The sequence below is a fragment of the Niabella agricola genome (assembly GCF_021538615.1).
Lineage (GTDB): Bacteria > Bacteroidota > Bacteroidia > Chitinophagales > Chitinophagaceae > Niabella > Niabella agricola.
This window is the reverse complement of the sequence record NZ_JAJHIZ010000003.1, coordinates 2,929,405-2,955,689: the sequence shown is the minus strand read 5'-3', so window position 1 is coordinate 2,955,689 and position 26,285 is coordinate 2,929,405. Positions and strand designations below refer to the sequence as shown.

The following is a 26,285-nucleotide window of genomic DNA, read 5'->3' as shown; positions in this document are numbered from 1 at the left end:
AAAAACAGTTTTTACTGACAGTTTAAAGAAGGGTTTGGATAGTTGTCGCTTTGATCTTCTGTAGTATTGTCAATGCATACAAAATCCTTTTCAACAAGTAGTTTTACAGCTCCGGACTGCGCTTCATAACCTATTCTTTCCGTATTTACCAACTCATGAATCATAGCTTTGGGCAGCTTTAACACAATTTGGTTTTCGACAAATGCAGCATCCATTTCATTTTCATCGGTACGTTCTATGGAATAGCTAAACAAACCGGTTTTAAACTGGGTAACGCTTTTCACAAAGCCTTTCTGTCCCAAATCGGCAACTTCTGATTTGGTGAGGCGAAATCTTATGGAATTATCTTTAATCCTGATCTTCATTTAAATGAGCTATTTGTAAAAAACTGCTTTGATGATAAATATTGAACCGGTCTTTTTTCAGAAACCCTAAAAGTGTAATATCCGATTCACGGGCTAATGTTACTGCAAGGGTGGAAGGAGCGCCGATTGCTGCTACGATTGAAATTCCGGCCATGGCCGCTTTTTGAATCAATTCAAAACTTGCCCTGCCACTCAGCAGCAATATACCGTTTTGCAGGGGAAGCTGGTGATTCGTAAATGCGTAACCCACTAATTTATCCAGTGCGTTGTGGCGCCCCACATCTTCTCTTAAAAATAAGAGTTCGCCGTTAATAGAGAAGAGCCCCGAGGCATGAATACCTCCTGTAGCAGAGAATTCATCTTGTGTTGCCCTTAGTTTTTCGGGCAGCGAATAAAAAATATCGGGCGCAACGGTCACAAGGCCCCTGTTCAAATTCCGGAAAGGACGACTAACCGTGCTGATCGATTCAATGGAAGTTTTACCACAAACCCCGCAGCTGGATGTGGTATAAAAATTACGGTCCGATCGCGATAATTGGGGTACAACCTCCTCTTTTAATGTAACCAGTAGTACATTTTCATCCAGATAACCAACATGTTGAACCTGCTCTATTGATCCAATAATACCCTCGGTAAAAAGAAATCCCAGGGCAAGATCAACATCCTTCCCCGGCGTTCGCATGGTTACAGAAATGGTGGCCCGCTCCTGTTTTTTTTGAATGCTGTAGCTGATTTTTATTTCGAGCGGTTCTTCAACAGACAACGTGTCGATATAAGAACGGGTGATGCTGCCATCCACTTTTTTGACGGGCATTTTTTTTACAGACGCTGGTTCCAACCCGTTCATTTTCATATCTTATATTTTGGGGTGACATCCACCACTATAAAATTAAAAAAAAATACCTGATGGGATGACAGACAAATTCGAAAGAAAAAAGCGGCTGCCCGGTAGTTATTATTATTGATATCACTGTCACTATTTTCAATAGCAATAATTGTTTTTCGTAATAGCTTCGCAGATGACGTTACCCGAAATTCATTCAGGCATGCGCCGCAACCCATTCCTCCCCGTCTTCGAAAACTTCTTTTTTCCAAATCGGTACCTTTTGTTTCAGTGTATCAATAGCATACCGGCAGGCGTCAAACGCAGCTTCCCGATGGGGCGCATTGACCGCTATAATGACTGCAATATCGCCTACTCCCAACACTCCCGTACGATGGTGTATGCATACATTTTTTACAGCAAACAGCCGTATTGCATTTTCTGCAATTTTCTGCATCTCTTTTAATGCCATGGGTTCATAGCATTCGTATTCCAGACGTGTAACGGTTTTCTCCTTTGTTTTATTTCTTACGATTCCTGTAAACGTTACCAATCCTCCACAGGTGTCATCCGCGGTTGCGTCCATACAGGCTAAAACATTCAATGTTGTGCCAGAAATTTTTATTTCGATCATAATCCGTCAATTTTTAACCGCCGCTCACAGGGGGTATAATCGCAATTTCGTCTCCCTGATTCAGCACCTCGGTATCATTTGCATATTCCTCATTTTTTGCTACCAAGTACGACCGCAGTTTTTTTAGGTCAGGATAGGTCGATTCTAAGCGATGTTTGAAATCGGCCACCGTGATGGAATCTTCCAATTCTATGTTCAAAAATGGAGCTTTGAAAAACTCTTTTACAATTCCAAAAGCCAGTATTCGCATTTTCATTTTTAAAATTACAAAGAATACCGGTTTGTTACTATAAATGTTTCACCAACACTTCTATGCCTGCAAAAAAAACTAATAAGGCTGTTAGCCGTTTTATAATTAAGGGGTCAAACCTCACCGACATTCTTGATCCAGCCTGCCCGCCGATAAATACTGCAAGGCCTAATAAAATAATTCTTGTATGGTTCATATTACCTGGAAGCTGCGTTAGCTGGCCCGCAATTCCCGAAGCAGAATTCACCAGTATAAAAACGCTTGCTGCGGCAGCAATCTTTTTAGGCGCATCCCATTTCATTAAATTCAAAACCGGCGAAAGAAATATACCGCCGCCTATTCCTACCAGGCCAGACAGGAAACCAATTGCCCCACCCAATGCACTATTTTTTAGAATGGATTGATTCCCGGAGCGTTCCGTCACCGGAAGAGAACGGTCCCTCGTTTTTGTCCATAGCAAAATGGCTGCAACAACCAGGCTGCACCCCAGGATAATAAAATAAATGTTTTGGCTGATCCGCAAAATGGCTCCCAAATACGCCAACGGTATGCTTAAAACAACCAGTGGCACTATTTTTTTCCAGTCTACCTGGTGGCTTTTTATATAAATAAAAACCCCGCCACAAACAACAATGATATTACAAATAAGTGCAATAAGCCTCAGTTCTTTAAAAGGAAGGCCATATAGCGCCAGCACAGCCAGGTAACTTGAGCCGCCCCCAAATCCTACGGAGGCATAAATAAATGCAATGAAAGCGAAAAAAATCACCAATTCCCAATGTGGCATCATTTACAAATTATAGGCTAAAAATAGCCATAAAAAATAGCCCTATGAGGATATGTATCCATTTATATTTTTCAACCGGATTTCGCTTCATCCAACCAATTACCGGTTTACAGCCTGCCAGCGGTTCATTAAAATATGCAGCGAAGAAGAAATGGAAACAGGACCGGAGGCCGGATACAGCAGGAGCTCCGTTTTCAACCTTATAAGAAGACCGGACCGGTCCTTATGTTTCTGCAGGACCAGGCATATTGTTTTGGGAATTTTACTGCCGTTTCCTTTCGCCAAAAATTTCAAAGAATTGATGCTCTCCGATAACAGGCGCGGGTAAAGATATCAGATCACTCCGTTACAAATTCACAAAAAAAATAATCAATAAAAGAATGGCCAATCCTGTCTTTCCGGTAATCATTTTCTCTCGCCGCAAATATTCTTAGGCAAATCTATGTTCGTATATTTGGTAGTATGAGAACCTCCTGCTTTCTTTTGTTGCTGCTACTCAGCAACCTTAACTCCAGCGCTCAAAACTGCTCCTGTGTAACAACTTTTGATCGTGTTGTTTCCTACGTGGAAAGGAATTATGCCGGCTCAAAAGATAAAATTAATTCACAAACAAAGCGCTCATACATTTTCCACACCGCAACCTACCGGCGTATGGCGCGTCAGGTAAAGAAAGATGCCGGGTGCCTTTATGCCATTAACCAGTGGCTGGAATTTTTTAAAGATCATCATATTGCATTGTCTCCTGGTACAAATGCCGACTCGACATCCCTGCAGAAAGCTATTGCTTCAACAGAAACCATTGCACTTCCACCGCCTGCTATTGCGGCAATGCGTGCCCAAAAGGGTAATGCAGGGATCGAGGGTATTTATGCCAACGATAATTATGAGGTGGCCGTAGTGAAAAATGACAATGGATTCCGCTCGTATGCCGCCATTATTCTCAGTTCCAAAGTAAAGGAATGGCAACCGGGCCAGGTAAAATTTGAACTGGTTAAAAAAAGCGGCAATGAATTCGGCGCCATCTGGTATTACAAGGATCATCATCCTGAATTTGGCACCGTCCGTTTCGATGAGGAGAATGGCCTGTTAAAGGAGGGTTGGAATAAGCTGGGGTATAAGCCATCGCCGGTGGTCCACAAACCGCTGTTTGAAGAAGAGCTGACCGCTCCGGTCTATTTCAAAAAACTGGATGCTATCGCCTGTTACCTGCGTATTAAAAGTTTTGATATTGATCTGTACAAAATGATCGATTCGGTCGTGAACACGAATTTGCCTGTTATCACTTCCACCCCGCAGCTGATTATTGATCTGCGTTACAACGGCGGGGGCGGTGATCGCTCTTACAGAACGCTGCGTCCGCTGATCTACACCCAACCGGTAAAGACGACCGGCGTGGATCTTTGGGTAACGCCGGATAATATCGCCGCCAATGAACGGTTATTTGCTGCCAATGAAAATATTCCTAAAGATTATATTGCACAATACAGGGCTAAAGTAAAAGAGGTTCCACAGGGAAGCAGTGGTTACGTGAATGTGTATAACGACAGAACGGATACGCTAACCAACACACCCCATTTTCCCGAGAAAGTGGCGATCCTCATTAATAACCGTTGCGGCAGCACTACGGAACAGTTCCTGCTGGAAGCAAGACAAAGCAAAAAAGTGGTTCTCATGGGTGAACATACCCAGGGCGTACTGGACTATGCCAATATGCGCGACAAAGATTTTTCCTGTCCGGCTTTTACACTGGGTTACGCCACCACGCGTTCCCGGCGGCTGAACGAAGGCCAGGGCATCGACAACAAAGGTATTGAACCCCATATCCAGCTTGACTTCTCTGGTAGTTCCTGGTTAAACGAGGTCCGGGAGAAACTGCAACAGCAGGCGCTTTCAAACCCGGCTACCCGGTAGACAATCCTGTTTAGGCATCCGGAAAGCCCTTAAAATAAACAGGCGGCCAATACGACGTACTGCCTGCCCTACGGATACCGGTGGCAGCACCATTTATGATCGGGCATCCTTTTACTAATGCGTATTTGATCTTAGTACCCATCGCCCTATTGAAGAAACAAGACGCCTTTCCCAGCGATTAAGACCGCTTCTTGTTAATGCGCTACCTAACGCTTCGGCTTTAATAAATCATCTCATATTCATCGTAATCTGCGCTGCGCCATGCATGGGGCCGCATGGCTGGCGAAATAAAAAAATAAGGGGAGAAGGTCCGGACTTTAACCTTCCGTTGCTGCGGTATAAACTCTAATATCCGCAACCAGCCATCACCTCCATTGCCATGCCAGCCTCCTCCTTCGCGCTGTGCGTTAAACAACATCTGATGCACGGGTCTACCATCAGCGTTCCGGTCAACCCGGTAACCTACCTGATCACGATGCGCATCGCTATTGGCGATATGCCCTGAAAAGACAAACTGTACCTGCGGACTTCGAGAAACGAACTGCTCCCAGATCACTTTGCCGTAATTTGCATTTTTCAGTGGATATTTTTCCATATGCGTACGATTGCCGTCCGAATTAAGATAGCTGTGCGTGAGGACCACACCAATGTGATCCCTGTATTCAGGCACATGGGCCAGGCTGTCGGCCCACTTTAATACTTCAATGCGTGGGGCAAACTCCAGTGAAAAAATCAAAAATGGCCGGCCTGACGGATCATTCCAGGTATAGGCTGCATTTTCCAATGTCTTTTCCCCCTCTGCATTCGGAAACATGGCCGCAATCAGTTTTTCATTCAGCGGGTTCACCTGTGGAGGGAAATAACTGTTGAACTGGGAATACCTGTTTTCCGAACTTTTGGTTCCATAATCATGATTTCCGGTGCAAAGTATATACGGCACTTTGTTATTGAGCTTATAGAATGCGCCGGAAATGAACCGCCATTGCGCAAAGCTCGACTGATCACCGTTGATGCTATCCGGAACGACTATATTATTTTGCTCTACAAGATCTCCCGTGCATAATACCATCTGGATATTGAGCTTTTGTTTCTCATCAACAATCCAATCGATCATATTACTGAAAAGCGCCTGGTTACGGGCAAATTTGGTATAGGTCTGCGGGTCGGGCAACAGTACCCAGGTATAGGCCGCGCCATCGCTGAGCGCCGGAACCCGCAATTGGTCCAGGGACGCGGCCTGTGCAAAGGAATACCCGTTATAAAAAAGAAATAAAAAAATTAAAAGGTTGTTTTTTATATAAAACTTCATTTTCTATCGGATTTGATAATTATTGATAGGCGCTCCACCACACGCGCGCCTTGTAAAAGCAGGCGCCTTTGATCGTACGTGTGTAGGCCGGATAGTCGTACCGGACAGTATTTGTATTCCAGCCGTCGGTACATGTTGAAGCCATTGTCAGTACAACCTGACCTGAAGGTTGGTTGCCTATGGATTTAACTTCGCTGTTGTATGATCCGACCGGTGTGAATGTTTTTGTAGTTTTATTAAAGGTGTACACCCCTTTTGAAGTAGTGAGCCATAGCCGGTTTTTATCACCATAGAACGCAAAAAGATCATGTCCACCAGTTGTTGGCAGAGAAAACCGGCACCCCGCTTTTTCATTAATGACGGGTGCCGCTGCAGTGCCGCCAATCTCTAAACCTGTTAATACGTCGCTGCCCAATGCCCAGAGAATTTTTTCTGCCGGATCCCACAATACGCCATGTGCACTGGATAATGTAAAGTTGACGTACTTTACGGAAGCGGGGCCCTGCGAGGAGGTGTAGACCCGGACGCTGTTTCCATTGGACGCAGCTATCGCAACATTACCATCAGGTAATAACTCGATAGCATGCGGATTGTTTGCAGCAGGTCCCGGACGTCCGACATCGATCGCCCATAATTTTTTGTTGCCTGCAGGATACGGTACCAGGCCGCAGAATCCCCGCGAATCTGCTATAGCCACCACCTGTCCACCAAAAAATGTACTGCTGCGGAGTTTTACATCTGAAGGCGCACCCCAGCCTACATCGCCCGGGAAACCATTGGATGCATCCGGGAACCAGGACCAAACCCGTGCAGCACTATTGTTCCAATCGCTCACCTTTGAATCAAAAACCATTACCTGGCCGGCGCCCTGGTTCACAATAGCTACCGGCCAATCATTTGAAGCGCCCCTTTCGTCCGACGAAGCATTTGGAGCCGTTCTTTGCGAGCATGCGGCTAGCAGGGCGATGATGCCCAAGGGCCACTGCGGCAAGAAAAAAAGGCCTAAAATTTTCATATGTTGCATGCTTCGGAATCCTTGTTATGTATGCAAAAAAATAAGTATGCTACCATCCCGGATTCTGCTTTAACTTCGAATTAAGTGTTAGTTCATTGGTTGGGATCGGCAGCAGGTAATCGCGCCCCACATTAAAACGATAGCCATTGTTCATGACACTATAGGGCTTAAACGGATCGATATACCCATCTGCATTGACAGGCAGTGTTGCGAGGGCCGAATTAAATTGGGCGCTTGCTCCGGGGTAATTTTCCCACTGTTTCTTATACGCCCCCAACGGACGTTTCCCTACAATTTTTTCATCAGCAACCGCCCATCTGAAAAGATCGTCTACGCGGTACCATTCCGCAGCTAACTCCACCTTCCTTTCCCTGCGTATTTCATTCAATACCGGAGACAATGAAGGAAACTCCTGGTTTGGATCCGTTGCAATATTTGCCAATTGCAAAAGTCCGGCCGACATTCCCACCCGGAGGCGCAATGCGTTAATTGTTTTATCAATATCGCTTTGAGTAAGGGCACCTAATTCGGCCTTTGCCTCGGCATGAATCAATAATACTTCTGCAAAACGGAAATGCACATAGCCCTGGGTACTTTGTGCAGCATTGTTTTCTGCAAAATCGCCAGTATGTCCTTTGTATACCTGGTACCCTGTTGATGTATTATTTGCACCGTTGACTTCAATTGTCGGCGTCGTAAAATATTGCCCGGTTGCATACCATTTTACATGCTTGTTATCATCTACATTAATGGTTTGGTTCAATCGCGGGTCCCTGTTCTTAACAACGTCTTTCAATGTACGGTCTCCTGCATATAGCGGGCTCAGTGCAATGGGCTTGCCATCCAGGCACAGGTAGGACTCCACCATATCCTTGGATAACCCTATACCCGAACCATTGATGGAGTAGCGCGTCCAGGTATGTGTCACCTGGTCTGCAACAGAATACTTGCGCCAGAACAATACTTCCTTGCTGGAAGCATAATCTTTTTGGTTAAAGAGCAGCCAGTATCCATTTTCGACACCGATGTTATCTAAGCGGGGATACCCGTTTTTTTCACCCATCGCCATTAAATCTCCGGAGGCAGTGGCTGCAGCTGTCAAAAATTTCGTTCCGTCTGAACCATCCACCTTAAAAGGCGTATTTTTCAGGCCGTGATATTTTTCCCATGTTCCTTCGTATAACGCAACCCGTGCTTTAAGCGCTAACGCAACCTCCTTTGTAATGCGTCCGGTCCAGCTTCCTCCCGCTCTTTCTGGAAGATAACTTATGGCATTATCAAGATCCTGCAGGATCGAATCGACAACCTGGTTACGGGGCAGCCGCGCGGAAAAAAGTAATTCGGAACCTGTGCCAACCAATGTAGACGCCCAGGGTAAAGCACCAAATTTCCGCAATTTATCATAGTAGAAAATCGAACGAAAGAATAATGCCTCACCTACATACTGCTGTACATCTTTAAAAGGAGCAACTACTTTTTTATAGTTATCTATGAAATAATTGATATTCCGCAAGGGTGTCCAGTCGGAAATAGACCAGCCCCCGCCTGAAGACGGCACCGTGCCCTCGCCATTCATACGCCGGTTATAGTTGAAGGGAACATTGGCATCACTGCCATCACCCGCATCAATAGTATAAGGCCCGGTTCCCCATGCCCGGCGTGAAGGCAATAATCCATCGTCATTGTAAAAACTATTAACGTAGAGCCGAAGATCATTGACGGAAGTCCAATAGTCGGCATCGTTGATATTAACCAATGGCTTTCGCTCCAAAAAGCCATCCTTGCTGCAGCTCACCAGCATAAAAAGACCTAACAAAACATATATATATCGTTTCATATCTCGAGTTTGAATAAATGGATAACTAAAAAGTAATATTGACACCGCAAGACCATACCCGCTGGAAAGGATACACCCGGCCATCTGTTGCAGAAAATTCGGGGTCCATGGTCTTGATCAGCCTCGTAAAAGTGGCAAGATTCTCAACGTTTGCAAAAAACCGCAACCGGTCACAATCAATCCGCTTTAAAAAATGGGGCTGGAGTGCATAGCCCAGCTGTATATTCTTGATTCGCAGATATGCCGCATTCTGAACATAACGGGTTTGCGGTTGAGAGTTCTTCCGCGTTTCTCCGCTCATATAAAATTTAGGATAATATCCGTTTGGCGTTTCCGGTGTCCACCGGTCGTACTGCGCGGTAGTGAGCATGCCGGTATACATATCGCCGGTGATTCCCCAGAAATAAGCACCATCCCAAACATCTGCATTATAGAATACCGCATCGCGCTTAGCAACACCCTGCAAAAAAACCACCAGGTCGGCGTTTTTATACTGTGCCGTTAAATTCACGCCAAAAGAATAGCGGGGCGTCGTGTTGGCGATCACTTTGCGGTCGCCAGGATTGGCCAGGGTATTGTCGCCCCAGTTGATCACGCCGTCCCCGTTCAGATCGGCATAACGAATATCACCGGGTGACCATCTGCTAAAAAGCGCATTCTGCTTTGGTGCCTGGGCGATCTCTTCATTGGTTTTGAAAAAACCAACGGTCTGATATCCCCAGATATCTCCAAAGTTTTCTCCCACATACCAGGTCGTATTTAACCCGGTTGGGTTGGGATACCGGAGCACCTTACTCTGATAATCACCCAGCACAATTTCAACGCCGTATTTGAAATCATTAATCCTATCCTTCCAACCCAGGGTAAGATCGAACCCATGCGTAACCATCCCGGTATTATTAACCTGAGGCGCAGCTGTACCCAGGAATGCAGGGAATGCCTGCGCCGGACCAACAAAATCATCTGCGGTACGTCTGTACCAGCCAAATGTTACATTCAGCCTGTTGTCAAGAGCACTTAGGTCGATGCCCAGATCAAGCGTCTTAACAGTGACCCAGGTAAGGGATGGATCAATCAAAGGCGGCTGACCGATATAGGCCTCCCTTCCCCCCGAAAACAGAAAATTACTGGAGGTTGGGCTAACTGTAACCAGCGAGGGGTAAAACGGATAATAATTGTTGGTAAAACCCTGGTCTCCCAGCTGACCGTAGGAGGCCCTCAGTTTGAAGACGTTCAACACCTGCGCGAGGGGTTTCCATAACCGTTCGTTGGAAACCACCCAGGCACCGGAAATACCGGGGTAGAACTTAAATCTTCTGGCTGATAAGAAGCGGGAGGTTCCATCATACCGCCCGTTGAACTCGAGCAAATATTTTCCGCGGTAATTGTAATTAAGACGTCCAAAGCCCCCCCTGATGGCTAATTGCGAAGCATTGTCCGACAATGCCGGTGAAGCACCATAGGTAAGGGAAAGCGCTGGTTTGTCATTCGAATATAAATAGTTATTGGAACCATTCATTCCCTTGTTGTCATACAGTTCCTGGGTGAACCCAACCAATCCCCGGAAGGAATGCCCGTTCCACTCTTTTTCATAGGAACTGTACAGGTTGGCTGTATAATGCTGGTTTTTCTGATTCTGACGTTGAATTCCGTTGGGTGTAATAATCGATTGCTCCGCACCGCTGGGACGCTGAACATACACGGTCTTGATATCCCTTTCAAGATCAAAATAAGAAGCGTCAATCGTGTAATTTCCTGTTATATTCCAACCCTGCAACGGATTAAGCACCAGCTCACCGGTAACAACAGCCTTATCTGTGGTTGTGAAGGTATGTCCGCCCCGGGCGAGGCCGGCCATTCTGTTCTCTGATGCAAAGCTGCCATTGGGGGTATACAACGGCTCTGTTGGCCAGTTCCGTGCAGCCAGTGTTTGCATCCAATTTCCTTCGGCAGTAGGAGTGTTTGAGATTCCCCGCGATAATGCTGTTCTGAAGTTGAAGTTCATCCATGGGGTAATGACCGTGGAAAGATTGGCCCGCACATTATAACGATTGTATGAGTCATCGGTATAATTATACATTCCGTTTTGCTTGTTGTACCCAAGACCTACATAATACCTTGTTGAGTTCGTACCTCCGGAAACACCGATATTGTGTTGCTGGCTAAACTGGGAGCGGCGGAACAATATATCAAACCAATCGTTATTAGCATTTGCATTGCCCCACTCAAACCAGGCATCGGTACCCGTAGCCGGGTTGGCGATGGTTTCTGTTTTTATCTTTCCATCTAAATAGTCCTGGATGCGCTTTAAGGCGTCGTCACTAAAAGGACGGCTGGTTCCGGCATTATCTGCTGCTTCATTATACAAATTGGCGAAATCTATGGATCGCATATATTTCGGCAGGTTAATGGGTTGCGATAACAACAGGTTGTTATTGTAGGTAATGGTGGGCTTGGTTCCCGTTTTTCCCTGTTTGGTCGTAACAATAACAACACCATAGGGCGCGCTGGATCCGTAAATCGCCGCAGATGCCGCATCTTTTAAAACACTGATGCTTTCCACATCATTAATATTGATCGTATTGATATCTACGCCCGGAATACCATCAACAACAAATAACGGGGATTGCGAAACCGCGCCGCCGCTGGCAGAAAAACCCGTGTACCCCCGCACATTAAAAGAGGAATTAGCACCGGGAGCTCCGCCATTGGTAGAGCTGATATTTAAATTGGACACGGCTCCCTGCAATGCCTGCCCTATATTGGTTACTGCACGGTTTGCTAACCGCTCTCCGCCGATTTGCGATACAGCTCCGGTGAGATTTATTTTCTTCTGCGTGCCATAGCCTACAACAACCGCCTCCTCTAAGCTGGATACTTCTACTTTCATCACCACGTCCAGGCGCGTATCATCAGCAACCACAATCTCCTGCTTTTTGTATCCCACTGAACTGAAAATTAATACATCGCCGGGCGAGGCAGCAATCTGGTATTGACCGGAAGCATCGCTTACCGTAACACGGCTGGTTCCTTTAACAGTAACCGAAACGCCCTGAAGGGTGCTACCTGTGCTATCCCTGACCACTCCTGTAACCTGGCGCTGTTGGTACTGAACTTGTTGAACCTGTGGTTCCATCCGCTTTTTCAGGAGTATGTTCCTGTCTACGATTTTATAAGCAACCGGAAGGTTTTCCAGGCAGGTCTTCAATACTTTTTCTATAGGCGCATTTTGAAGCGACAGACTGACCTTCTGTCTTTTTATCCGCACATCATCATAGAGAAATACATAGCCCGATTGCTGCTCAATCATCCTGAATACTTTTTCCAGAGGGGCATTATTCACATTGATGGATACATTCTGCGCCCGGCTTGCAGCACTCACTTGGATAAACAGTAGAAAGAGAAGACCCACAATTATTTGAAACCTCATAATAAATTTCCGGTAAAAATGTTTGCCGCCCAACAACCGTCTCAACCAGGCAGTTGTCACATGATATATGAATTCCATTAACTTTGTATTGTTTGAGTTGATATTTAATTGGTACACGAATCTTTTTAGATCATCGCTCAACGCTTGCGTCTTCTGATGGCAGTCAGAAGGCGTTTTTTATTAAGCTCGGAGGCGGTCAGGTTTCTCGTTCCATAAGCTGATACATTTTGAGGTTAATTATTCAATAACAATACGTTTTGTACCGTCGATCATCTCTATTTTACAATTCAGATTATAAAATGAAAGGATTTCCAGCACCTTTGAAGCATTGGTGTTTCGATGGACTTCCCCGGACAAGTTTATGTTCGCAACTTTACCTTTGAATACAACTTCAACATTGTACCAGCGGGAGAGCTGTCTAGCAACAGCATGAATATCGGTTTGGTTGAAACTGAATTTCCCATTTTTCCAGGCAATGGCGTCTGATACATCGACCCTGGCCACCGATAACCGGTTTTTATGATCAAGCGTGGCCTGCTGCCCCGGTTCAAGGGTAACATTACTGCGGCCATCGGTTTCAACTATTTTGACGGAACCTTCTGCCAGGGTTGTTTTTATACTGGGATCATCATCATAACTGCTCACATTGAAATGCGTGCCCAACACTTCAACAACCTGGTTCCCGGAGCGTACTTTAAATGGTCTGCGTGCATCTTTGGCCACTTCAAAATAGGCTTCGCCCTGCAACTCAACTAAACGTTCGGGTGCTATTTTGCTGATTTTATAGGTAAGTTGTGAGGCTGCATTTAACCAAACTTTTGATCCGTCTGGCAGCGTAAGTTGGTATTGCCCGCCGCGCGGCGTTTTCAATGTATTAGAAACCATCTTTCCGGTATAGGCTCCGTCAGCAGCCACATAGGTCAGCTGCCCGTCTCCGTTCTTATAGATGGTGTTGCTTCCATCCTGAGCAATGGCTCCGTTAGACAAATCATCCAACGCGATCTCGGTTCCGTCTGCAAGTTGCAGCGTGGCTACATTTCTGCCAGGGGCAATATCGGCGGCACTTGAAGCAAGTTTCTCTGTCTTTTTAATTCCGTCAGACGATCTGTGGATCAGATATAAATAGGATCCCATTGCAACAGCAAACAGCACAGCAGCCGCTGCCGCATATCTATATAATTTCCTCTTTTTTCTTAACGGTGCTACCAGCCGGGCCCGCACTTCTGCAATATCTTCTTCCAGATCGGCGTCATCAATCTTCACTTTATTTGACTCCAACAGCTCAAACCATTGCTCAACCCGGGCGCGCTCCTCCGGATTGCAGGCACCTGACAGGTAGCGCCTCAACAGATTCCGGATGTTATTTTCTTCCATACTTGTCAAAATATTACCGTGTACTTAAGTATAGTACCGTTAATATACCGATGGGCGTAGTACCAATTCAAAAAAAATATGTACCCAGGTAAATACAGGCAGCCAGTACAAGGGTCCCCAGTTTAATGCGTAAGGATTTCAGCGCGTTATTGACATGTTTCTTAACCGTTGCTTCTGAAAGGCCCAGCTGCACGGCTATCTCCCGGTGAGAAAGGTGATGTTCCCTGCTCATCCGGAAAACTTCCTGCATCTTTTCGGGTAATGAAGTAATTTCGGTCTCGATCAACCGCTTCAATTCGTTTTCCCGGGCTAAATTGTCAGCAGTTTCATGTTTTATAGGTGTAGCAGATTTAAGCGACTCTAAATAGGTTGTTTGGACTTTCTTATGCAAAATGCGTTTTATGACCATATAGCGTAACGTAGCATATAAATAACCCGCCAGTGGCGTATTTAAAGTCAAAGCATATCGGTTCTTCCATAATGCGGCAAATACATCTTGTAGCAGGTCTTTGACATCATCCCTGCTGTCCAGCTTTTTACAGCCCTTTACATACAGGCTTCTGGCATACCTGTTATATATTTCCATATACGCCAGATGGTCGCCTTCCCTAAGAAGTCCGATCAGATCGCTATCGTTATATTGTTGATAATCTGCAGCTTTCACAAATAAGATGATTGGTCCGTCCTTCGCCATTTTGTGAATTATTGGACGTTTTAATACACTTTGGGATATTCATCGCTCTTCTTAACCTTTTCTACTCAAAATAGATAGTACGTTGACCCTGCACCAGGGCGTAAATAAATTCCAGTTTTTTGAATCGGTCCCGCAATTAATCGCGTGAATCCATCATGTATTCCAGTTTTTTTTACTTTTCCGCAAAGCTAATCTTCGTTTATGTAGCCCGTGATACAGCTGTATTAATAATCTATTAACTCTGCCAAATTTAATTCATTGTACAGATATCTGGTACAATGGTATTGCTTTACGTTAGCGCCAGCACAGACCAGGTCGTTTCATTTTTTTATTAAAGGGGACGCCAGAGGAGGACTCCTTGCCAGGCAAACAGATTCCGTTTTTTTAACTACTGATTGATGTTGAACCTTGCTTCGTTAATAACCGGTAGCCATTTTTTATAATGCGCCGGCAGGGAAGACGGTAAAATTATTTTAAGAGCGCCCCTGGAACTGGAAGAAGGAATCAGTTCGGAATTATATTTATGATCAGGGCGGCGATTATCTTTTAGGTTAGTTCACAAACCACTTACCGGTACGCTTTGATTGAACCTTGGCCGGAATATGAGCACCGACGTTCAACCCCTTTTTACAATATTATGCTGTTCCGGTTGGTGATGTATTTGTAAACGAAAATCCCGATGGCGTTGATTACGTATAATAGACAGCGTAAGGCCTTGCGGAAATGCTCGAACGTTAACTCAGATGCTCCGACAATATATTCAGCTTATACCTGCTTCTTTTTGTAGTATTCTTTTTGCTGCCGGCGTTTCCTTCTTTTCCCCAACCAGATACAAAACCCTGTAACGGGCAGCGATGCAGCGATCAGTCCGGTAAAAAATACAAGGGTACGGCCGGCCAGACCTCCAATGCCGCCGGTGTGGATATCATAGGTCATGCGGTTGGCTTTTTCCCCTGCATTGGCAGCCGCATACAGACCCCAGTTTTTTGCCACGAAACGCTCGCCGGTATACTGGTTAAAGTACAGGTTGTCGGCCGGCGCATACCGGCCTTCTTTCAGGTATAGAATTACCTGAACCGCAGCACTGTCGCTATCCGGCAGGCGAACCTGGTAATGTTCAATACCGGGATAGCCTTGCCTGGCCGTATACAATATTTTATCGATTACTGTGCCGGCTGCTTCGCTGCCCTCATTACGTGAGATAAATTTGGGAGGAGCGGGACGTCCGCGGCCGCCGCTGAACAGCCAGTACTCGGCTTTCATTACCGTTTCAAAGCTCCAGGCCAGGCCGGTAGCCAGAATAAAAACCAGCACCCAACTGGCATAAAATCCCAGTATCCGGTGCAGGTCGTAATTCAGCCGTTTGGGAGAGGCGCGGAATTTAACCGTGTAGCTGCTTTTGCGAGCGTTCCGGTTGCGTGGCCACCACAGTATAAGCCCCGATACCACAATAAGGGTAAAAATGACGGTACAGGTAGCCACTACCGGCTTACCGATGGATGGGGGCAGCCAGAGATACATATGCCCGCGCAGGATAAACCTGAAAAATTCGGTATCCATGTCACGGGTTTTCAGTACTTCGCCGGTATACGGGTTCAGGAAAACGGCCCAATAGTATGAGGCTTTTCCTCTCCGGATAAAATGTACGGTTACGGCCTGGTCCTTTGCATAATAAATGATCCGTGAAGGCTGCTTTCCGGGCAGCTCTTTAGCGGCGATGACCTGCAACTGCGAAACCGGAAGATACGGCCGCTGCTCCGCCTTAACACTGAGATAGGGCTGGGTGAGCCGGGACAACTCGGGCTGAAAAGAATAGATGGCCCCAGTGATACCCATAATAAAAAACACCAGCCCGGACGCCAGTCCGAGCCAGAGATGCAGCCATCGAATGACCTTTTTAAACCTGCTTTTAGAGCTTAAGCGAAACACTGGCGATAAAGTTGGACGGTTTTTGCGGGCTGCCGTTATTGTTCCAGTAGCGCTCGTTCGATAAATTGTTTCCTTTCAGGGCAAAACGGTACCGGGTCACATCATAAAAAACCGATGCACTGAGCAAGGTATAGCCCGGTACTTTGAAGCTATTGGCCGCATCATACCACGAGTCGCCTACATAGTTCACACCCGCGCCAAAGCCCAGCCCCTTGGCTTTATGCTCGGGTATGGAGTAGCTCACCCAGAGATTGCCGATATTTTTCGGGCTGAAAATCACATTTTTTCCCTGTAGCGCGGGTGATGCATTACGGTACCTGTTCTCGTTAAAACCGTAGCCGGCTACAATGTTCATGCCCGGCACAGGGTTGGCAATGATCTCGGCTTCCACACCACGGCTACGCTGGGTACCATCCTGGAAGGTAAAATTTTTGCCGTCCACCAGTTGGGTACGGGTAGAATTGGTAACACAGATATCATATATACTGACGCTTCCGGCCAGTTTGGTATTAAACAGGTCAAACTTTACACCGCCCTCCAGCTGGTTACCATACTGTGGTTTCAGCACAAGGATGGTATTATCGGGCTGGGTTACCGGGGCCAGGTTTACAAACCCGTTCATATAATTACCAAATACGGATAGCCTGTTGGCAATCAGCTGGTATACCAGGCCAAACTTCGGCGACAGTGAAGTTTGCTCATACGCCCCGGTATACAGGCCTGTCAATGCATTATAAGTGCCTTTGGTGGAATAGCGGTCTACCCGCAGGCTCAGCATCGCCAGCAGCTGATCGGTAATGTTCACGACATCGGATGCATAAAGGCTGGCATTTTTTGCAACGGTAGACGTGGTGGAAAAACCCTGCCGGGCCGACATCGAATCAAGCGCAGGCCGGCTCATGCCGCGTATAGGCTGGCGGATATTCATAACGTCGAAATTAACCGTCGCCCGGTACAGATCATTGTAGTTATAGTTATAGTCGATGCCCGCAACCAGGCGATTGCGTACCGATCCGATTTTAAAATCACCGGTAAAGTTTTGCTGCACTTCAATATTGCCAAAGGTTTCCGGTGTTTGATTTCTTACCACCCTGTTAAAGGTAGAGTCGGAGGTCATGTTCAGGGCTGTCCAATACAGGTGATTATAAAAACCTACCGAATACAGGTAGTTGGTCTGCGATTTCCACCGGTCGGATATTTTATATGTTACCTGCGCCTGTATATTATTGATGCCATTGTTTACGTTAATGCTGTTATTGATATAGGATTTTTTATAATCCAGGGGCAGATCTTTAAAGCTGCGGGACGTAATATTAGCCAGGTTGCCCAATCCGAAAGACACTACCGTATAATTACCACGGGTGAGCTCCATATCGAGCACGAACTTCAGGCGATCATTTACCTGGTAGGAAAAGGTAGGAGCAATGGTATAGTTCTTATTAAAGCCCTGGTCCTGGAAGCTGCCTTCCGACTGGGCCGCTGCATTGATACGGAATAATGCGGTTTTGTCTTTATTAACCGGGGTATTGATATCTGCCGTTATCCGGCCAAATTCAAAGCTACCCCCGGCTACGCTGAGCTCCCCGCCAAAGGCTTCGTAAGGACGCTTGGTCACATAATTATACACACCGCCAAACGTTACATTCCGGTTGCTGCCAAACAGTGTACCCGACGGACCTTTGATCGATTCGATACGTTCCAGTATGGCTGGGTTTAGGGGTACGATGGCGCTGGTGGCCATCCCGTTTCTCATACCGATGGTGGTAGAAAATCCCCGCATGCTCAGCCCCATCGAGCCTCCGGCTGAAAAGTTAGGCACCGATCCGGGAATATTACGATACAGGTCTGTACGCTCTATGATTACCTGTTCCTGTATCAGCGCCCGGCCCACCACGTTGTACACCTGCGGGTTTTCAAGATTTTTTAGCGGCATCCGTGCCACGTATTCACTGGATTTATATACAAATTTGTTTTTAGAACTGGTTACAATCACTTCCTGCAACTGGCTGTTCGAGATGGTGATCCTGAAATCGGCGATCACCGGCAGGTTAGCTATTACGGTTACCTGCCGGGTAATGGTTTCGTAACCGGTAAAGGAAGCTTCCAGGTTATAGTTCCCTTCCGGCACTCTGCTAATGGTGTAAAAGCCGGCCTCATCGGTAATGGCATTGCGGCTGGTGCCCACCGCCGTAATGGTTACATAAGGTGCCGGCTGATTATCGCTGGTCGTTACGCGTCCTTTTATAGTTCCCCACTGTGCCCACGCCCCGCTGCCTGTTATCAGTAATATCAAAAGCAGCATTACCTGGTACCGGGTTCCAGGTTGTTTCATCGAAGTCATCTACAATTTAAATTAGGTATGATAAAGAAGTGCCCGAAGGTATCAACACCCCCGGGATAAGCAGTTACGAAATGCGGAAAATCTGCGGAATAGCTGATATTCCAGTTAAAGATTGCCCCCGTCTATAAGCATTCCGTCAGGAGGCCATTTCCATCTTTTTGAAGAACACAACCCGTAACAATTTGCGGGCCACACAAACGAACCATTGTGCCTGTTTCCCGGCCGGCATATATCCACTTGGCATTTTTATTCACAATAGGATCCATCCTGAATTTTATGTATATTTAGTTGACCGGGTACAAAACCCTCCTGGAGTTTCTATTCCTTATTTATGACAGTGAAACAACTTACCAGCATCCTGGTGATCCTGACCGGCTTTCAACCGTTACAAGAGCCAATCCTGCACCAACCAGGCAGCTCCCTTGCAGCACAGTATCCCAATGATGTAGGCATTGAACAGGACCCCGACGTGCTTTATGCAGAAAAATTTAATGATGGGATGCCCAATATCCAGGCCCGGTACAGTGATATAGTCAACAGCGAAGGAATGAGCCTCGATAGTATAGATGTTCCGGCCAAAGGCTGTGTAGCGCTTAAAATAACCAACCAGGGAGGAAAAAATGAGGGCGGGCATTTATTCCGGAAATTTGATCCGGGATTCGATAGTGTGCTGTACCTACGATATTACGTCAAATATCCATCCGGTTCGAAAGGATACATCCACCATGAATCGGTTTGGATCGGCGGCTATGATCCTGCCCCCCGGTATCCGAATCCCCGGGCCGGCACCTGCGGACTTGGAGATCAGCGGATCTCCATAGCCTATGAACCCGTTGGTTCGCGGGATGACATGGACACCTATCTTTACTGGGGGGATATGCGGGCCGGCGCCCGTGGAAAATGTTATGGCAACGATATGATAAACGGCAGCCCGCAATCGAAAAAGATACCCTGGGATAAGTGGATGTGCGTTGAGCTGATGATTCGGCTCAACAATCCCGCATCGGCATCAAACGGCGAGTTGCAGGTTTGGCAGGATGGTGCGGTAGTGGGACATTGGGGGGCCGGTTTTCCAACCGGTAAGTGGCTGGCGGACTCCTGGATGAACGATAGAAGCGGGCAGCCCTTTGAAGGGTTTCGCTGGAGAACAAATGAAAAACTAAACCTCAATTATATCTGGATCGAGTTTTACGACGACACCACCCCTGAAGGCGCCTCGCATCATATCAAATTTTCCAACCTTATTATTGCCAAAAGATACATCGGACCGATTAAACCCTGAATGCTGGCTGCAGGCCATGATTTGTGCCCCGGACAGTTTCAAGTCATGCGTCACACTTTCCTTCTGATTTATTTTCGTAAATTTTAGTCAGGCTGGTTTTAAATAGTTGCCTTCTTACAGGGCATTATCAGGCCAGGTCCATAAAAGGCGACTGCTTAAAATGAACAAGCCAACGGCGAACGATTATATGCCGAATACTTTCAATTTCCTGTTCATAGAACACAGGCTGATTGAGGAACCAACTTCTTCACCAAAAACTTTCTGAAATTTTTTACAACAATGGCTAATTTTCTTTATAATAATTATTAATGATATACCAAGCCATCTTTTTGTTTCCCTTTTCAGAGAGCAACCCCTTTCTGTTATATCCTTTCTGAAAAACCTGGTTCATACGCACGGGCGACTTATAATCAAACAATATCCAGGGAGCAATACCACATAACCCGGGCACCTGCTCAAACATCCGGATTTGATCTTGGTAAATCTTTTTCTGATACTCCTCGGTCCAGACCGGCATGGTGCCTGAGCCGGATGCCCTGTTCCCAAACAAGGATTCGCCACCAAATTCTGAATGAACAGAGGTTTGTCCGGAAACTTCGTTTCCCATTTTGTTTTTGCGGGGTTGCCCTGCCAGGGCAGATACCAGCCAAGGTATTCATTTACAGCAACCAGGTCGGAATAATTATAAATGGAGTCCCATACCGTTATTACATTGTTGGCATATCCTTGTGTATTGGCCACATGTACAATCAACCTTGTGTCATCTGAATTCCGGCATGCATTTGTAATGTTTATCAGCGTAGCATCCCGGTTGGGCGTACCAGGATAGGTTTCGTTCGAGAGTGCCCATATGATAACAGCACAACGATTTTTATCCCTGGCGATCATCTCTTGTTGCATGGCAGTAATTTTATGCGGAACCGTACTGTCTGAAAAATCAATGTGCTGGTACACGGGTATTTCACTCCATACCATTATTCCCATTCTTTCGGCAGTTCTTACCATCGCTTCATTGTGGGGGTAATGCACTAAGCGCACCATATTACAACCAAGGGATTTTGCCGCAGACAGCAACAGGCCGGCATCGTCTGCGTTGGTGCACCGGCGTTTTTTCAAAGGGTTTTCTTCGTGTATATTAACTGCTTTCAGAAATATTTTTTCCCCATTGAGCCACACATTTGTTCCTTTTACTTCAATTGTTCTAAACCCAATCGTGTCTACCAGCTTTTCGTTGCCATTTTCAATCAAAACCAGGTACCTTTTGGGGTTTTGTGGGGACCAGCGTTGCAGATCGGCCTTAAAATTTATTTTAGCATACCCTTTATCATCTGTTTTTAACTGCTGACTAAATTTAATTTCCGGTATTGAAAATCTAAGATGAACCGGAAATGCTTTCCCATCAAGCTGAACCCAGCCGCTAATGGTGTTGGCGCTGCCTTTCTTGAGCTGGATAAAATAATCCTTAATAAACGTTTGCCCGGTAGTTATGATCGCCACATCCCTCGTAATGCCCCCATAATTAAACCAATCAAAGCCCAGTCCTGGCAGGCCATTCCTGACGCGCCTGTTATCCGCTTTAACCATGATCGTATTGATGCTATCGGTCAGCAAATCGGTAACCTCGAACTGAAACGGGGTAAAGCCGCCTTCATGCGATCCTAACTTCACTCCGTTAAAAAAAACATCAGCTAAATAGTTCACTGCACCAAAATACAAGAAGTATCTTTTTCCTTTATTCTTCGGCAGACGCAGGTCTTTTTTATACCACACTACACCTTCGTATAAACTTAATTCTTCCCGCTGTGAATTAAAATCTCCCGGCACTCAGTTACCGCAATATGGTTGATTTTATGGCAGGTGCCAGGCATTATGTGGGAAGTACGAATTTGATAAGGTCTCTCTCCTGGGAATGGCGTGACGGTGATTTTTTCAATTGGGCACAACAAAGTATGGTGTCTTTATACTTGTCCAATCCACAGGCCTTTGATCGGATGAAAAGAACGATCCAATACGAGCATAACAGTAGTTTTCCCTTAGCGTATAAAGGTAAATGGGGGGCATTGGAACCCTATTTACCGGAAGCTCCAGATATTGTTAAATTGATCCATTGGGACGCAGATGTGAAGATAAGTCAGCAGCTGGAACACGAAATGCAAAAGGCTGAACTCGCTTATTTCCTTTACGCATGGCTTTATTTAAAACAATGGCTACCCCAGCAAAATTTTGATATGGTATATAGCTATGTCAAAAAAAAATGGACTAAAAAAGAAGTAGAAAAATACTCGACTACACAATACGATATCAGTCCTGAGCATAATTTGTTGGCATTAAAAACCAAACTAGGGACCACCAAAGGAGAACTGCCTCCAGGGTACTCTGTGATACCGAACCTGATGATGTATGAGGTCGCTAAAAGACAGGGAGAAATCGATGCGGAAAAGTACTTTCATGCGGCGTATAACCAATTGGATTGGATGATTAAAAACATCGACTGGGAGGATCCTATGACAACTAAAGGACAGCGGATGTCCGAAAACATGACCATGAGAGCCTTTGCTTATTTTTTACATGAATATCCAGGTAGAGCGCCTGAAGGTATCCGGAAAAAAACAGAAGATTGGGCTAAAATCATGCTATCACGGTCCGATAACTATTGGGACTTTCGGAAATATAGTAATGATGAATGGGCACCACCAAGCTGGAATGAAACGGGTAACGTACTGGGGTTTCCTGCTGCGGTATTTGCAGCAATGGATATTCTTAAAAACAATCCTATTTCTGATAAATTGGAAATTTTGGCGTGGTCACATTTTGATAATGCTTTTGGTCGAAACCCAACAGGACGACATTATTCTTATAAAGGCCCCGAAGAGGTGGAAGGTGTCGATCTTGGCTGGTATAGCAGGCACAAGGGCGGTATAGGTCTGCTAGATAAAGTTCGCTTTGTTTTTGATGGCTCTCCAAAATCTTTCCACTACCCCAATCATCCAGAGGTTGGAAACCTAGGTTGGACAGAGGGATGGGTGCAGTTCAATACGGCATATAATCTGAGTATGGCGTATTTGACCAACTACTATAGTGAAGTCTCCCTCCAGCGAGAGGGAGCTGAAGTAATTGTGAAGGTTAAAGCTCCGCTAAATTTTGATTACGATAAGGAAGAGTTCATGGTTGTCGAGTTGAAAAACGAACGCGGAGAAAAGCTGAACGTAACGTTAAAGGAAATTTCTCAATACTCAGATATGTTGGTTGGAAAAGTGAAAATTCGAAAGGGAAAAATCATGAACAACAAGGGACAGCTGTTTTCTTCGAAAGGTGACCTGATTACCGCCAGTTATGGATTTGGGTTTATGAAGAAGGAAGCAGGATTGCGGCTATAAATAAAAAGATATGAACAAGATGTTGAATATACAAATCATGATGATCTGTTTAGTGTTGATGGTTCCCTTGGGACTTCTACCGCAAGAAGGAAAACCGAATCAAGCATCTCCCATTACGTTAATGGGATTGGGTGATTCGATTACAGAGGGAGGGGCTAAGACCTCATCTTATCTTTTTTCGTTATGGAAAAAACTAAAAGAAGCGGGGTATAATGTCAACTTTATCGGACCAAGGCAGACGACCTTGAAAGATATAACTCTTAATCATTCAGGTTTTGGTGGACAGAACGCCGAATTTTTAGAAAAGCGAATCGATAGTATCTATCGGGAGTTTCCGGCTGATGTGGTATTGTTACACTCAGGTCACAACTATTTTGTTGAAGATAAACCGATTTCTGTAATAATCGAGGCACAAAAGTCTATCATCTCAAAGATAAAAGCGATTAATCCAGGTGCCGCAATCTTTGTTGCACAGGTCATCGAGAGCGGGAAATTGCCAAAGTATTCTTATATCCCCGAATTGAATAAGAAGATAAAATCCTTAGTAGATGATTTACAGAAGACCTGGTCCGGGGTTTATTTGGTAGGCCGGCTGCTACATTCGATTGGAGATATGATACAATAGAAGACAAAGTGCATCCTAATGACAGAGGAGCTGAAAAGATGGCGGAGACCTGGTTCAAGGAGGTGAAAAAATATGTAGAAAAAAAACTGGCAACAAGGAAATTATGATAAAACTATTTTAACAACCGGAGTACCAATGCTGCCGCTGAATCTTTGAGCGCTAAAATTAAAGCCTCCAGAGCCGCTGCAAGAGGCGTAAGAGATATTAACTCTTCCCTGTGTAAAGTCATGATTTGATCCGACTGTAAGGAATGATTTTTAAAATTTTCAAAAGGGTTAGGATTAAAAATTTAAGCTGTTTACTGGTATACAACTTTGCAACAGCTAACGGCTATAAGCGTCGATAAAGGTCCGCTGGTAAATACGCCCAACACCTTTGATCGTTCCAACATAGTAGGTGTCCTGGGAGCCAAGATAACCCGGGCGCTCTGTCTCTATTTCGCCATGAGCCTCCTGCCTTTCCCGCTTACGTTCCATTGCTATCGTCTGAGCCTCTGTTAACACCCCTGAGCCATCCGGGCTTCTAATGCCTTCAAGCGTTTTTCAAACGTTTCTAAATCATGTCGTTGCCACACGCACCGAACACCTGCCGCTGAAATAAAAATCCCTTCCCGGCGCAGTTCATTACTGGCTCTTAACTGGCCAAAGGCAGGATTGATGAAGGCCAGTTTTACAACGGCTTCTTCAATAAAAGGCTCCACTCTGTTTTTGGGGATTGGCTTACGACGGCTGACTTCCCGAAGGGCTTCTTCGCCTCCGGTCTCGTAAAGTTGTTTGATGCGATAAAAGCTATCCCGACTTGTACCCATTAACTTGCAGGCTCGGGTTACGTTGTTTAATTGTTCCGCTAAATGGAGTAATCCAACGCGGGATTTGATTAACTTAGTCTCTAAATTCATAATCTGACTTTTTGGGGTTAATTAATATATTATGTAAGTATCCCTAAAAACCAGACAGTTTAAAATTAGAGAGATTTACTAAATTTAAACTGTAAAAAATGAAAAAGACAAGATTCACAGAGACACAGATTGTTTCAGCCTTAAAGCGCCAGGAAGGCGGTATACCGACCAAAGAACTCTGTCGTGAGCTGGGCATATCCGAAGCCACTTTCTACAATTGGAAGAGTAAGTATGGCGGCATGGAAGCCTCAGATGTGAAGCGCATGAAAGAGTTGGAAGAAGAGAATGCCCGATTAAAACGCATGTATGCGAACCTGGCAATGGATAACGAGATATTAAGGGATTTGTTCTCAAAAAAAGGCTGGGCCCTGCCACCAAAAGGCAATTAAGCAAGGAGCTTGTAAAGGAGCGAAAGATACCGGTGAGCCGGGCCTGTAAGATAATCTCATTACCACGATCCCAATATTATTATTCGTCAGTCAAGGACGACTCAGCAGTAATAGAAGCCTTGCAGGAGTTGGCATTTGCCCATCCATCGTATGGCTTCAGAAAGCTCTTTGCATATTTACGGCGCTCAGGAAAAAACTGGAACCATAAAAAGGTTTATCGTGTGTATAAGCAGTTAAAACTTAACAAAAAACGCAAGGGTAAAAGAAGGCTCCCGGCACGTATAAAACATCCCCTGCAACAACCCGAAACGGTAAATAAAGTATGGAGTATGGATTTTATGAGCGATAGCATGACAGGTAACCGGAAGTTCAGAACCTTCAATGTAATCGATGATTGCAGCCGGGAGGCATTGGCTATTGAAGTGGATACCTCAATATCTTCAAGGCGGGTGATCAGGACACTCAACAGGGTTATCGAAAGCAATGGTAAGCCCATGGCCATAAGAGTGGATAATGGTCCGGAGTTTACCTCAAAGGATTTTGAGCTGTGGGCGAAGGAACAAGGGATTAGTATCCTGTATATCCAACCCGGAAGGCCTATGCAAAACGGCTATATTGAACGATTTAACCGACTTTACAGGGAAGCTGTATTGGATGCATATTTGTTTTTTGACCTCTACCAGGTAAGGGTACTAACACAGGAATGGATGGAAGAATACAATCACAAAAGACCACACGAGTCACTGGACAACCTGACACCGCTTGAATACAAAAAGTTGGCTGGTGAAAAGAAAAATATTCAACTTATAGCTGTCTGAAAAAGGGGGTACTTACAATAGCCTACCGCCGTATTACCGGAAATAACGTATATTTTGTTGTTTTTAGTGAACGTGACCGGGTAAATAGAAGTAAAAATGTCCTGTGCCCTCTCGCCTGAAGGTAGAATTGATGTATCAATAACAGAATAAAATCCATCATACTTTACCAGGGTAGTATCACCCTTTGGAGGGTTACG

General features: G+C 45.4%; 19 protein-coding genes and 2 pseudogenes. 6 read left to right on the top strand and 15 right to left on the bottom strand.

Annotated features, from left to right (window positions below; translation table 11 throughout):
• Positions 1–11: 11 nt before the first annotated feature.
• The 5 genes from LL912_RS17775 to LL912_RS17755 all read right to left on the bottom strand — a co-directional run bounded on the left by LL912_RS17775 (position 12) and on the right by LL912_RS17755 (position 2,859).
• The gene (locus tag LL912_RS17775; protein WP_235554945.1) at positions 12–365 is read right to left on the bottom strand and encodes a DUF7009 family protein; all 354 of its coding nucleotides are present in this window, start codon (positions 363–365) and stop codon (positions 12–14) included.
• Entirely contained in the window at positions 349–1,218 is an 870-nt protein-coding gene (fdhD, locus tag LL912_RS17770; RefSeq protein WP_235554944.1) for a formate dehydrogenase accessory sulfurtransferase FdhD, read from the bottom strand. Before fdhD ends, LL912_RS17775 begins: the two co-directional genes overlap by 17 nt.
• Positions 1,219–1,405: 187 nt before the next feature.
• Positions 1,406–1,822 (bottom strand): molybdenum cofactor biosynthesis protein MoaE, encoded by a 417-nt coding sequence (locus tag LL912_RS17765; RefSeq protein WP_235554942.1) that lies wholly within the window; start codon positions 1,820–1,822, stop codon positions 1,406–1,408.
• 13 nt (positions 1,823–1,835) lie between these two features.
• Complete coding sequence (locus LL912_RS17760; protein WP_235554941.1) at positions 1,836–2,078, bottom strand: MoaD/ThiS family protein; 243 nt, start codon at positions 2,076–2,078, stop codon at positions 1,836–1,838.
• A 31-nt stretch (positions 2,079–2,109) separates the two neighbouring features.
• Positions 2,110–2,859 (bottom strand): sulfite exporter TauE/SafE family protein, encoded by a 750-nt coding sequence (locus LL912_RS17755; protein ID WP_235556530.1) that lies wholly within the window; start codon positions 2,857–2,859, stop codon positions 2,110–2,112.
• Between the two features lie 462 nt (positions 2,860–3,321).
• Between LL912_RS17755 and LL912_RS17750 the strand changes: the two genes are divergently transcribed.
• Positions 3,322–4,770, top strand: a complete 1,449-nt coding sequence (locus tag LL912_RS17750; protein ID WP_235554940.1) for a S41 family peptidase — start codon at positions 3,322–3,324, stop codon at positions 4,768–4,770.
• 220 nt (positions 4,771–4,990) lie between these two features.
• Here LL912_RS17750 and LL912_RS17745 read toward each other — a convergent pair whose 3' ends face one another.
• The 8 genes from LL912_RS17745 to LL912_RS17710 all read right to left on the bottom strand — a co-directional run bounded on the left by LL912_RS17745 (position 4,991) and on the right by LL912_RS17710 (position 18,690).
• Positions 4,991–6,079 carry a metallophosphoesterase gene (locus LL912_RS17745; RefSeq protein ID WP_235554938.1) on the bottom strand — a complete coding sequence of 363 codons (1,089 nt, stop codon included), beginning with the start codon at positions 6,077–6,079 and terminating at the stop codon, positions 4,991–4,993.
• A gap of 19 nt (positions 6,080–6,098) precedes the next feature.
• On the bottom strand, positions 6,099–7,094 hold the full coding sequence (locus tag LL912_RS17740) for a DUF6528 family protein (RefSeq protein WP_235554937.1): 996 nt from the start codon (positions 7,092–7,094) through the stop codon (positions 6,099–6,101).
• Between the two features lie 49 nt (positions 7,095–7,143).
• On the bottom strand, positions 7,144–8,931 hold the full coding sequence (locus LL912_RS17735; RefSeq protein ID WP_235554936.1) for a RagB/SusD family nutrient uptake outer membrane protein: 1,788 nt from the start codon (positions 8,929–8,931) through the stop codon (positions 7,144–7,146).
• A 25-nt stretch (positions 8,932–8,956) separates the two neighbouring features.
• The gene (locus tag LL912_RS17730; RefSeq protein ID WP_235554935.1) at positions 8,957–12,361 is read right to left on the bottom strand and encodes a TonB-dependent receptor; all 3,405 of its coding nucleotides are present in this window, start codon (positions 12,359–12,361) and stop codon (positions 8,957–8,959) included.
• A 237-nt stretch (positions 12,362–12,598) separates the two neighbouring features.
• Positions 12,599–13,735: a FecR family protein gene (locus LL912_RS17725; RefSeq protein WP_235554934.1), complete on the bottom strand. Its 1,137-nt coding sequence runs from the start codon at positions 13,733–13,735 to the stop codon at positions 12,599–12,601.
• A gap of 67 nt (positions 13,736–13,802) precedes the next feature.
• Positions 13,803–14,429, bottom strand: a complete 627-nt coding sequence (locus tag LL912_RS17720) for an RNA polymerase sigma factor (RefSeq protein WP_235554932.1) — start codon at positions 14,427–14,429, stop codon at positions 13,803–13,805.
• 765 nt (positions 14,430–15,194) lie between these two features.
• Entirely contained in the window at positions 15,195–16,358 is a 1,164-nt protein-coding gene (locus tag LL912_RS17715) for a PepSY-associated TM helix domain-containing protein (RefSeq protein ID WP_235554931.1), read from the bottom strand.
• The gene (locus tag LL912_RS17710) at positions 16,339–18,690 is read right to left on the bottom strand and encodes a TonB-dependent receptor (RefSeq protein WP_235554930.1); all 2,352 of its coding nucleotides are present in this window, start codon (positions 18,688–18,690) and stop codon (positions 16,339–16,341) included. Before LL912_RS17710 ends, LL912_RS17715 begins: the two co-directional genes overlap by 20 nt.
• Before the next feature lie 340 nt (positions 18,691–19,030).
• On the opposite strand from LL912_RS17710, the gene LL912_RS17705 reads away from it, so the two are divergent.
• On the top strand, positions 19,031–19,981 hold the full coding sequence (locus LL912_RS17705; protein ID WP_235554929.1) for a hypothetical protein: 951 nt from the start codon (positions 19,031–19,033) through the stop codon (positions 19,979–19,981).
• A 387-nt stretch (positions 19,982–20,368) separates the two neighbouring features.
• Here the strand turns inward: LL912_RS17705 and LL912_RS26120 are convergent, their stop codons facing one another.
• Complete coding sequence (locus tag LL912_RS26120) at positions 20,369–21,805, bottom strand: glycoside hydrolase family 2 protein (RefSeq protein WP_319941332.1); 1,437 nt, start codon at positions 21,803–21,805, stop codon at positions 20,369–20,371.
• A gap of 14 nt (positions 21,806–21,819) precedes the next feature.
• On the opposite strand from LL912_RS26120, the gene LL912_RS17695 reads away from it, so the two are divergent.
• The 3 genes and pseudogenes from LL912_RS17695 to LL912_RS17685 form a co-directional block, all read left to right on the top strand.
• Entirely contained in the window at positions 21,820–23,358 is a 1,539-nt protein-coding gene (locus LL912_RS17695) for a hypothetical protein (RefSeq protein WP_235554927.1), read from the top strand.
• Positions 23,359–23,368: 10 nt separating this feature from the next.
• Positions 23,369–23,983 (top strand): SGNH/GDSL hydrolase family protein, encoded by a 615-nt coding sequence (locus tag LL912_RS17690; RefSeq protein WP_235554925.1) that lies wholly within the window; start codon positions 23,369–23,371, stop codon positions 23,981–23,983.
• A 122-nt stretch (positions 23,984–24,105) separates the two neighbouring features.
• Positions 24,106–24,219 (top strand): annotated as a pseudogene (locus LL912_RS17685) (ISAon1 family transposase); the annotation flags it as partial.
• A gap of 61 nt (positions 24,220–24,280) precedes the next feature.
• Here the strand turns inward: LL912_RS17685 and LL912_RS17680 are convergent.
• Positions 24,281–24,881: pseudogene (locus LL912_RS17680) on the bottom strand (helix-turn-helix domain-containing protein); the annotation flags it as partial.
• A 98-nt stretch (positions 24,882–24,979) separates the two neighbouring features.
• Between LL912_RS17680 and LL912_RS17675 the strand changes: the two are divergent.
• Positions 24,980–26,088 (top strand): IS3 family transposase gene (locus LL912_RS17675; protein WP_406603614.1). Its coding sequence is split into 2 segments (ribosomal slippage): positions 24,980–25,232 and positions 25,232–26,088, totalling 1,110 coding nucleotides; the frame shifts between segments, so codons are not numbered across the junction.
• The last annotated feature ends 197 nt before the right edge of the window (positions 26,089–26,285 follow it).

Coding starts and splice junctions, on each gene's coding strand:
- LL912_RS17735 (WP_235554936.1), bottom strand. CDS start 8,931: ATGAAACGATATATATATGTTTTGTTAGGTCTTTTTATGCTGGTGAGC.
- LL912_RS17720 (WP_235554932.1), bottom strand. CDS start 14,429: ATGGCGAAGGACGGACCAATCATCTTATTTGTGAAAGCTGCAGATTAT.
- LL912_RS17755 (WP_235556530.1), bottom strand. CDS start 2,859: ATGCCACATTGGGAATTGGTGATTTTTTTCGCTTTCATTGCATTTATT.
- LL912_RS17740 (WP_235554937.1), bottom strand. CDS start 7,094: ATGAAAATTTTAGGCCTTTTTTTCTTGCCGCAGTGGCCCTTGGGCATC.
- LL912_RS17710 (WP_235554930.1), bottom strand. CDS start 18,690: ATGAAACAACCTGGAACCCGGTACCAGGTAATGCTGCTTTTGATATTA.
- LL912_RS17690 (WP_235554925.1), top strand. CDS start 23,369: ATGAACAAGATGTTGAATATACAAATCATGATGATCTGTTTAGTGTTG.
- fdhD (WP_235554944.1), bottom strand. CDS start 1,218: ATGAAAATGAACGGGTTGGAACCAGCGTCTGTAAAAAAAATGCCCGTC.
- LL912_RS17705 (WP_235554929.1), top strand. CDS start 19,031: ATGACAGTGAAACAACTTACCAGCATCCTGGTGATCCTGACCGGCTTT.
- LL912_RS17695 (WP_235554927.1), top strand. CDS start 21,820: ATGGTTGATTTTATGGCAGGTGCCAGGCATTATGTGGGAAGTACGAAT.
- LL912_RS17760 (WP_235554941.1), bottom strand. CDS start 2,078: ATGAAAATGCGAATACTGGCTTTTGGAATTGTAAAAGAGTTTTTCAAA.
- LL912_RS17745 (WP_235554938.1), bottom strand. CDS start 6,079: ATGAAGTTTTATATAAAAAACAACCTTTTAATTTTTTTATTTCTTTTT.
- LL912_RS17750 (WP_235554940.1), top strand. CDS start 3,322: ATGAGAACCTCCTGCTTTCTTTTGTTGCTGCTACTCAGCAACCTTAAC.
- LL912_RS17725 (WP_235554934.1), bottom strand. CDS start 13,735: ATGGAAGAAAATAACATCCGGAATCTGTTGAGGCGCTACCTGTCAGGT.
- LL912_RS17765 (WP_235554942.1), bottom strand. CDS start 1,822: ATGATCGAAATAAAAATTTCTGGCACAACATTGAATGTTTTAGCCTGT.
- LL912_RS17775 (WP_235554945.1), bottom strand. CDS start 365: ATGAAGATCAGGATTAAAGATAATTCCATAAGATTTCGCCTCACCAAA.
- LL912_RS17730 (WP_235554935.1), bottom strand. CDS start 12,361: ATGAGGTTTCAAATAATTGTGGGTCTTCTCTTTCTACTGTTTATCCAA.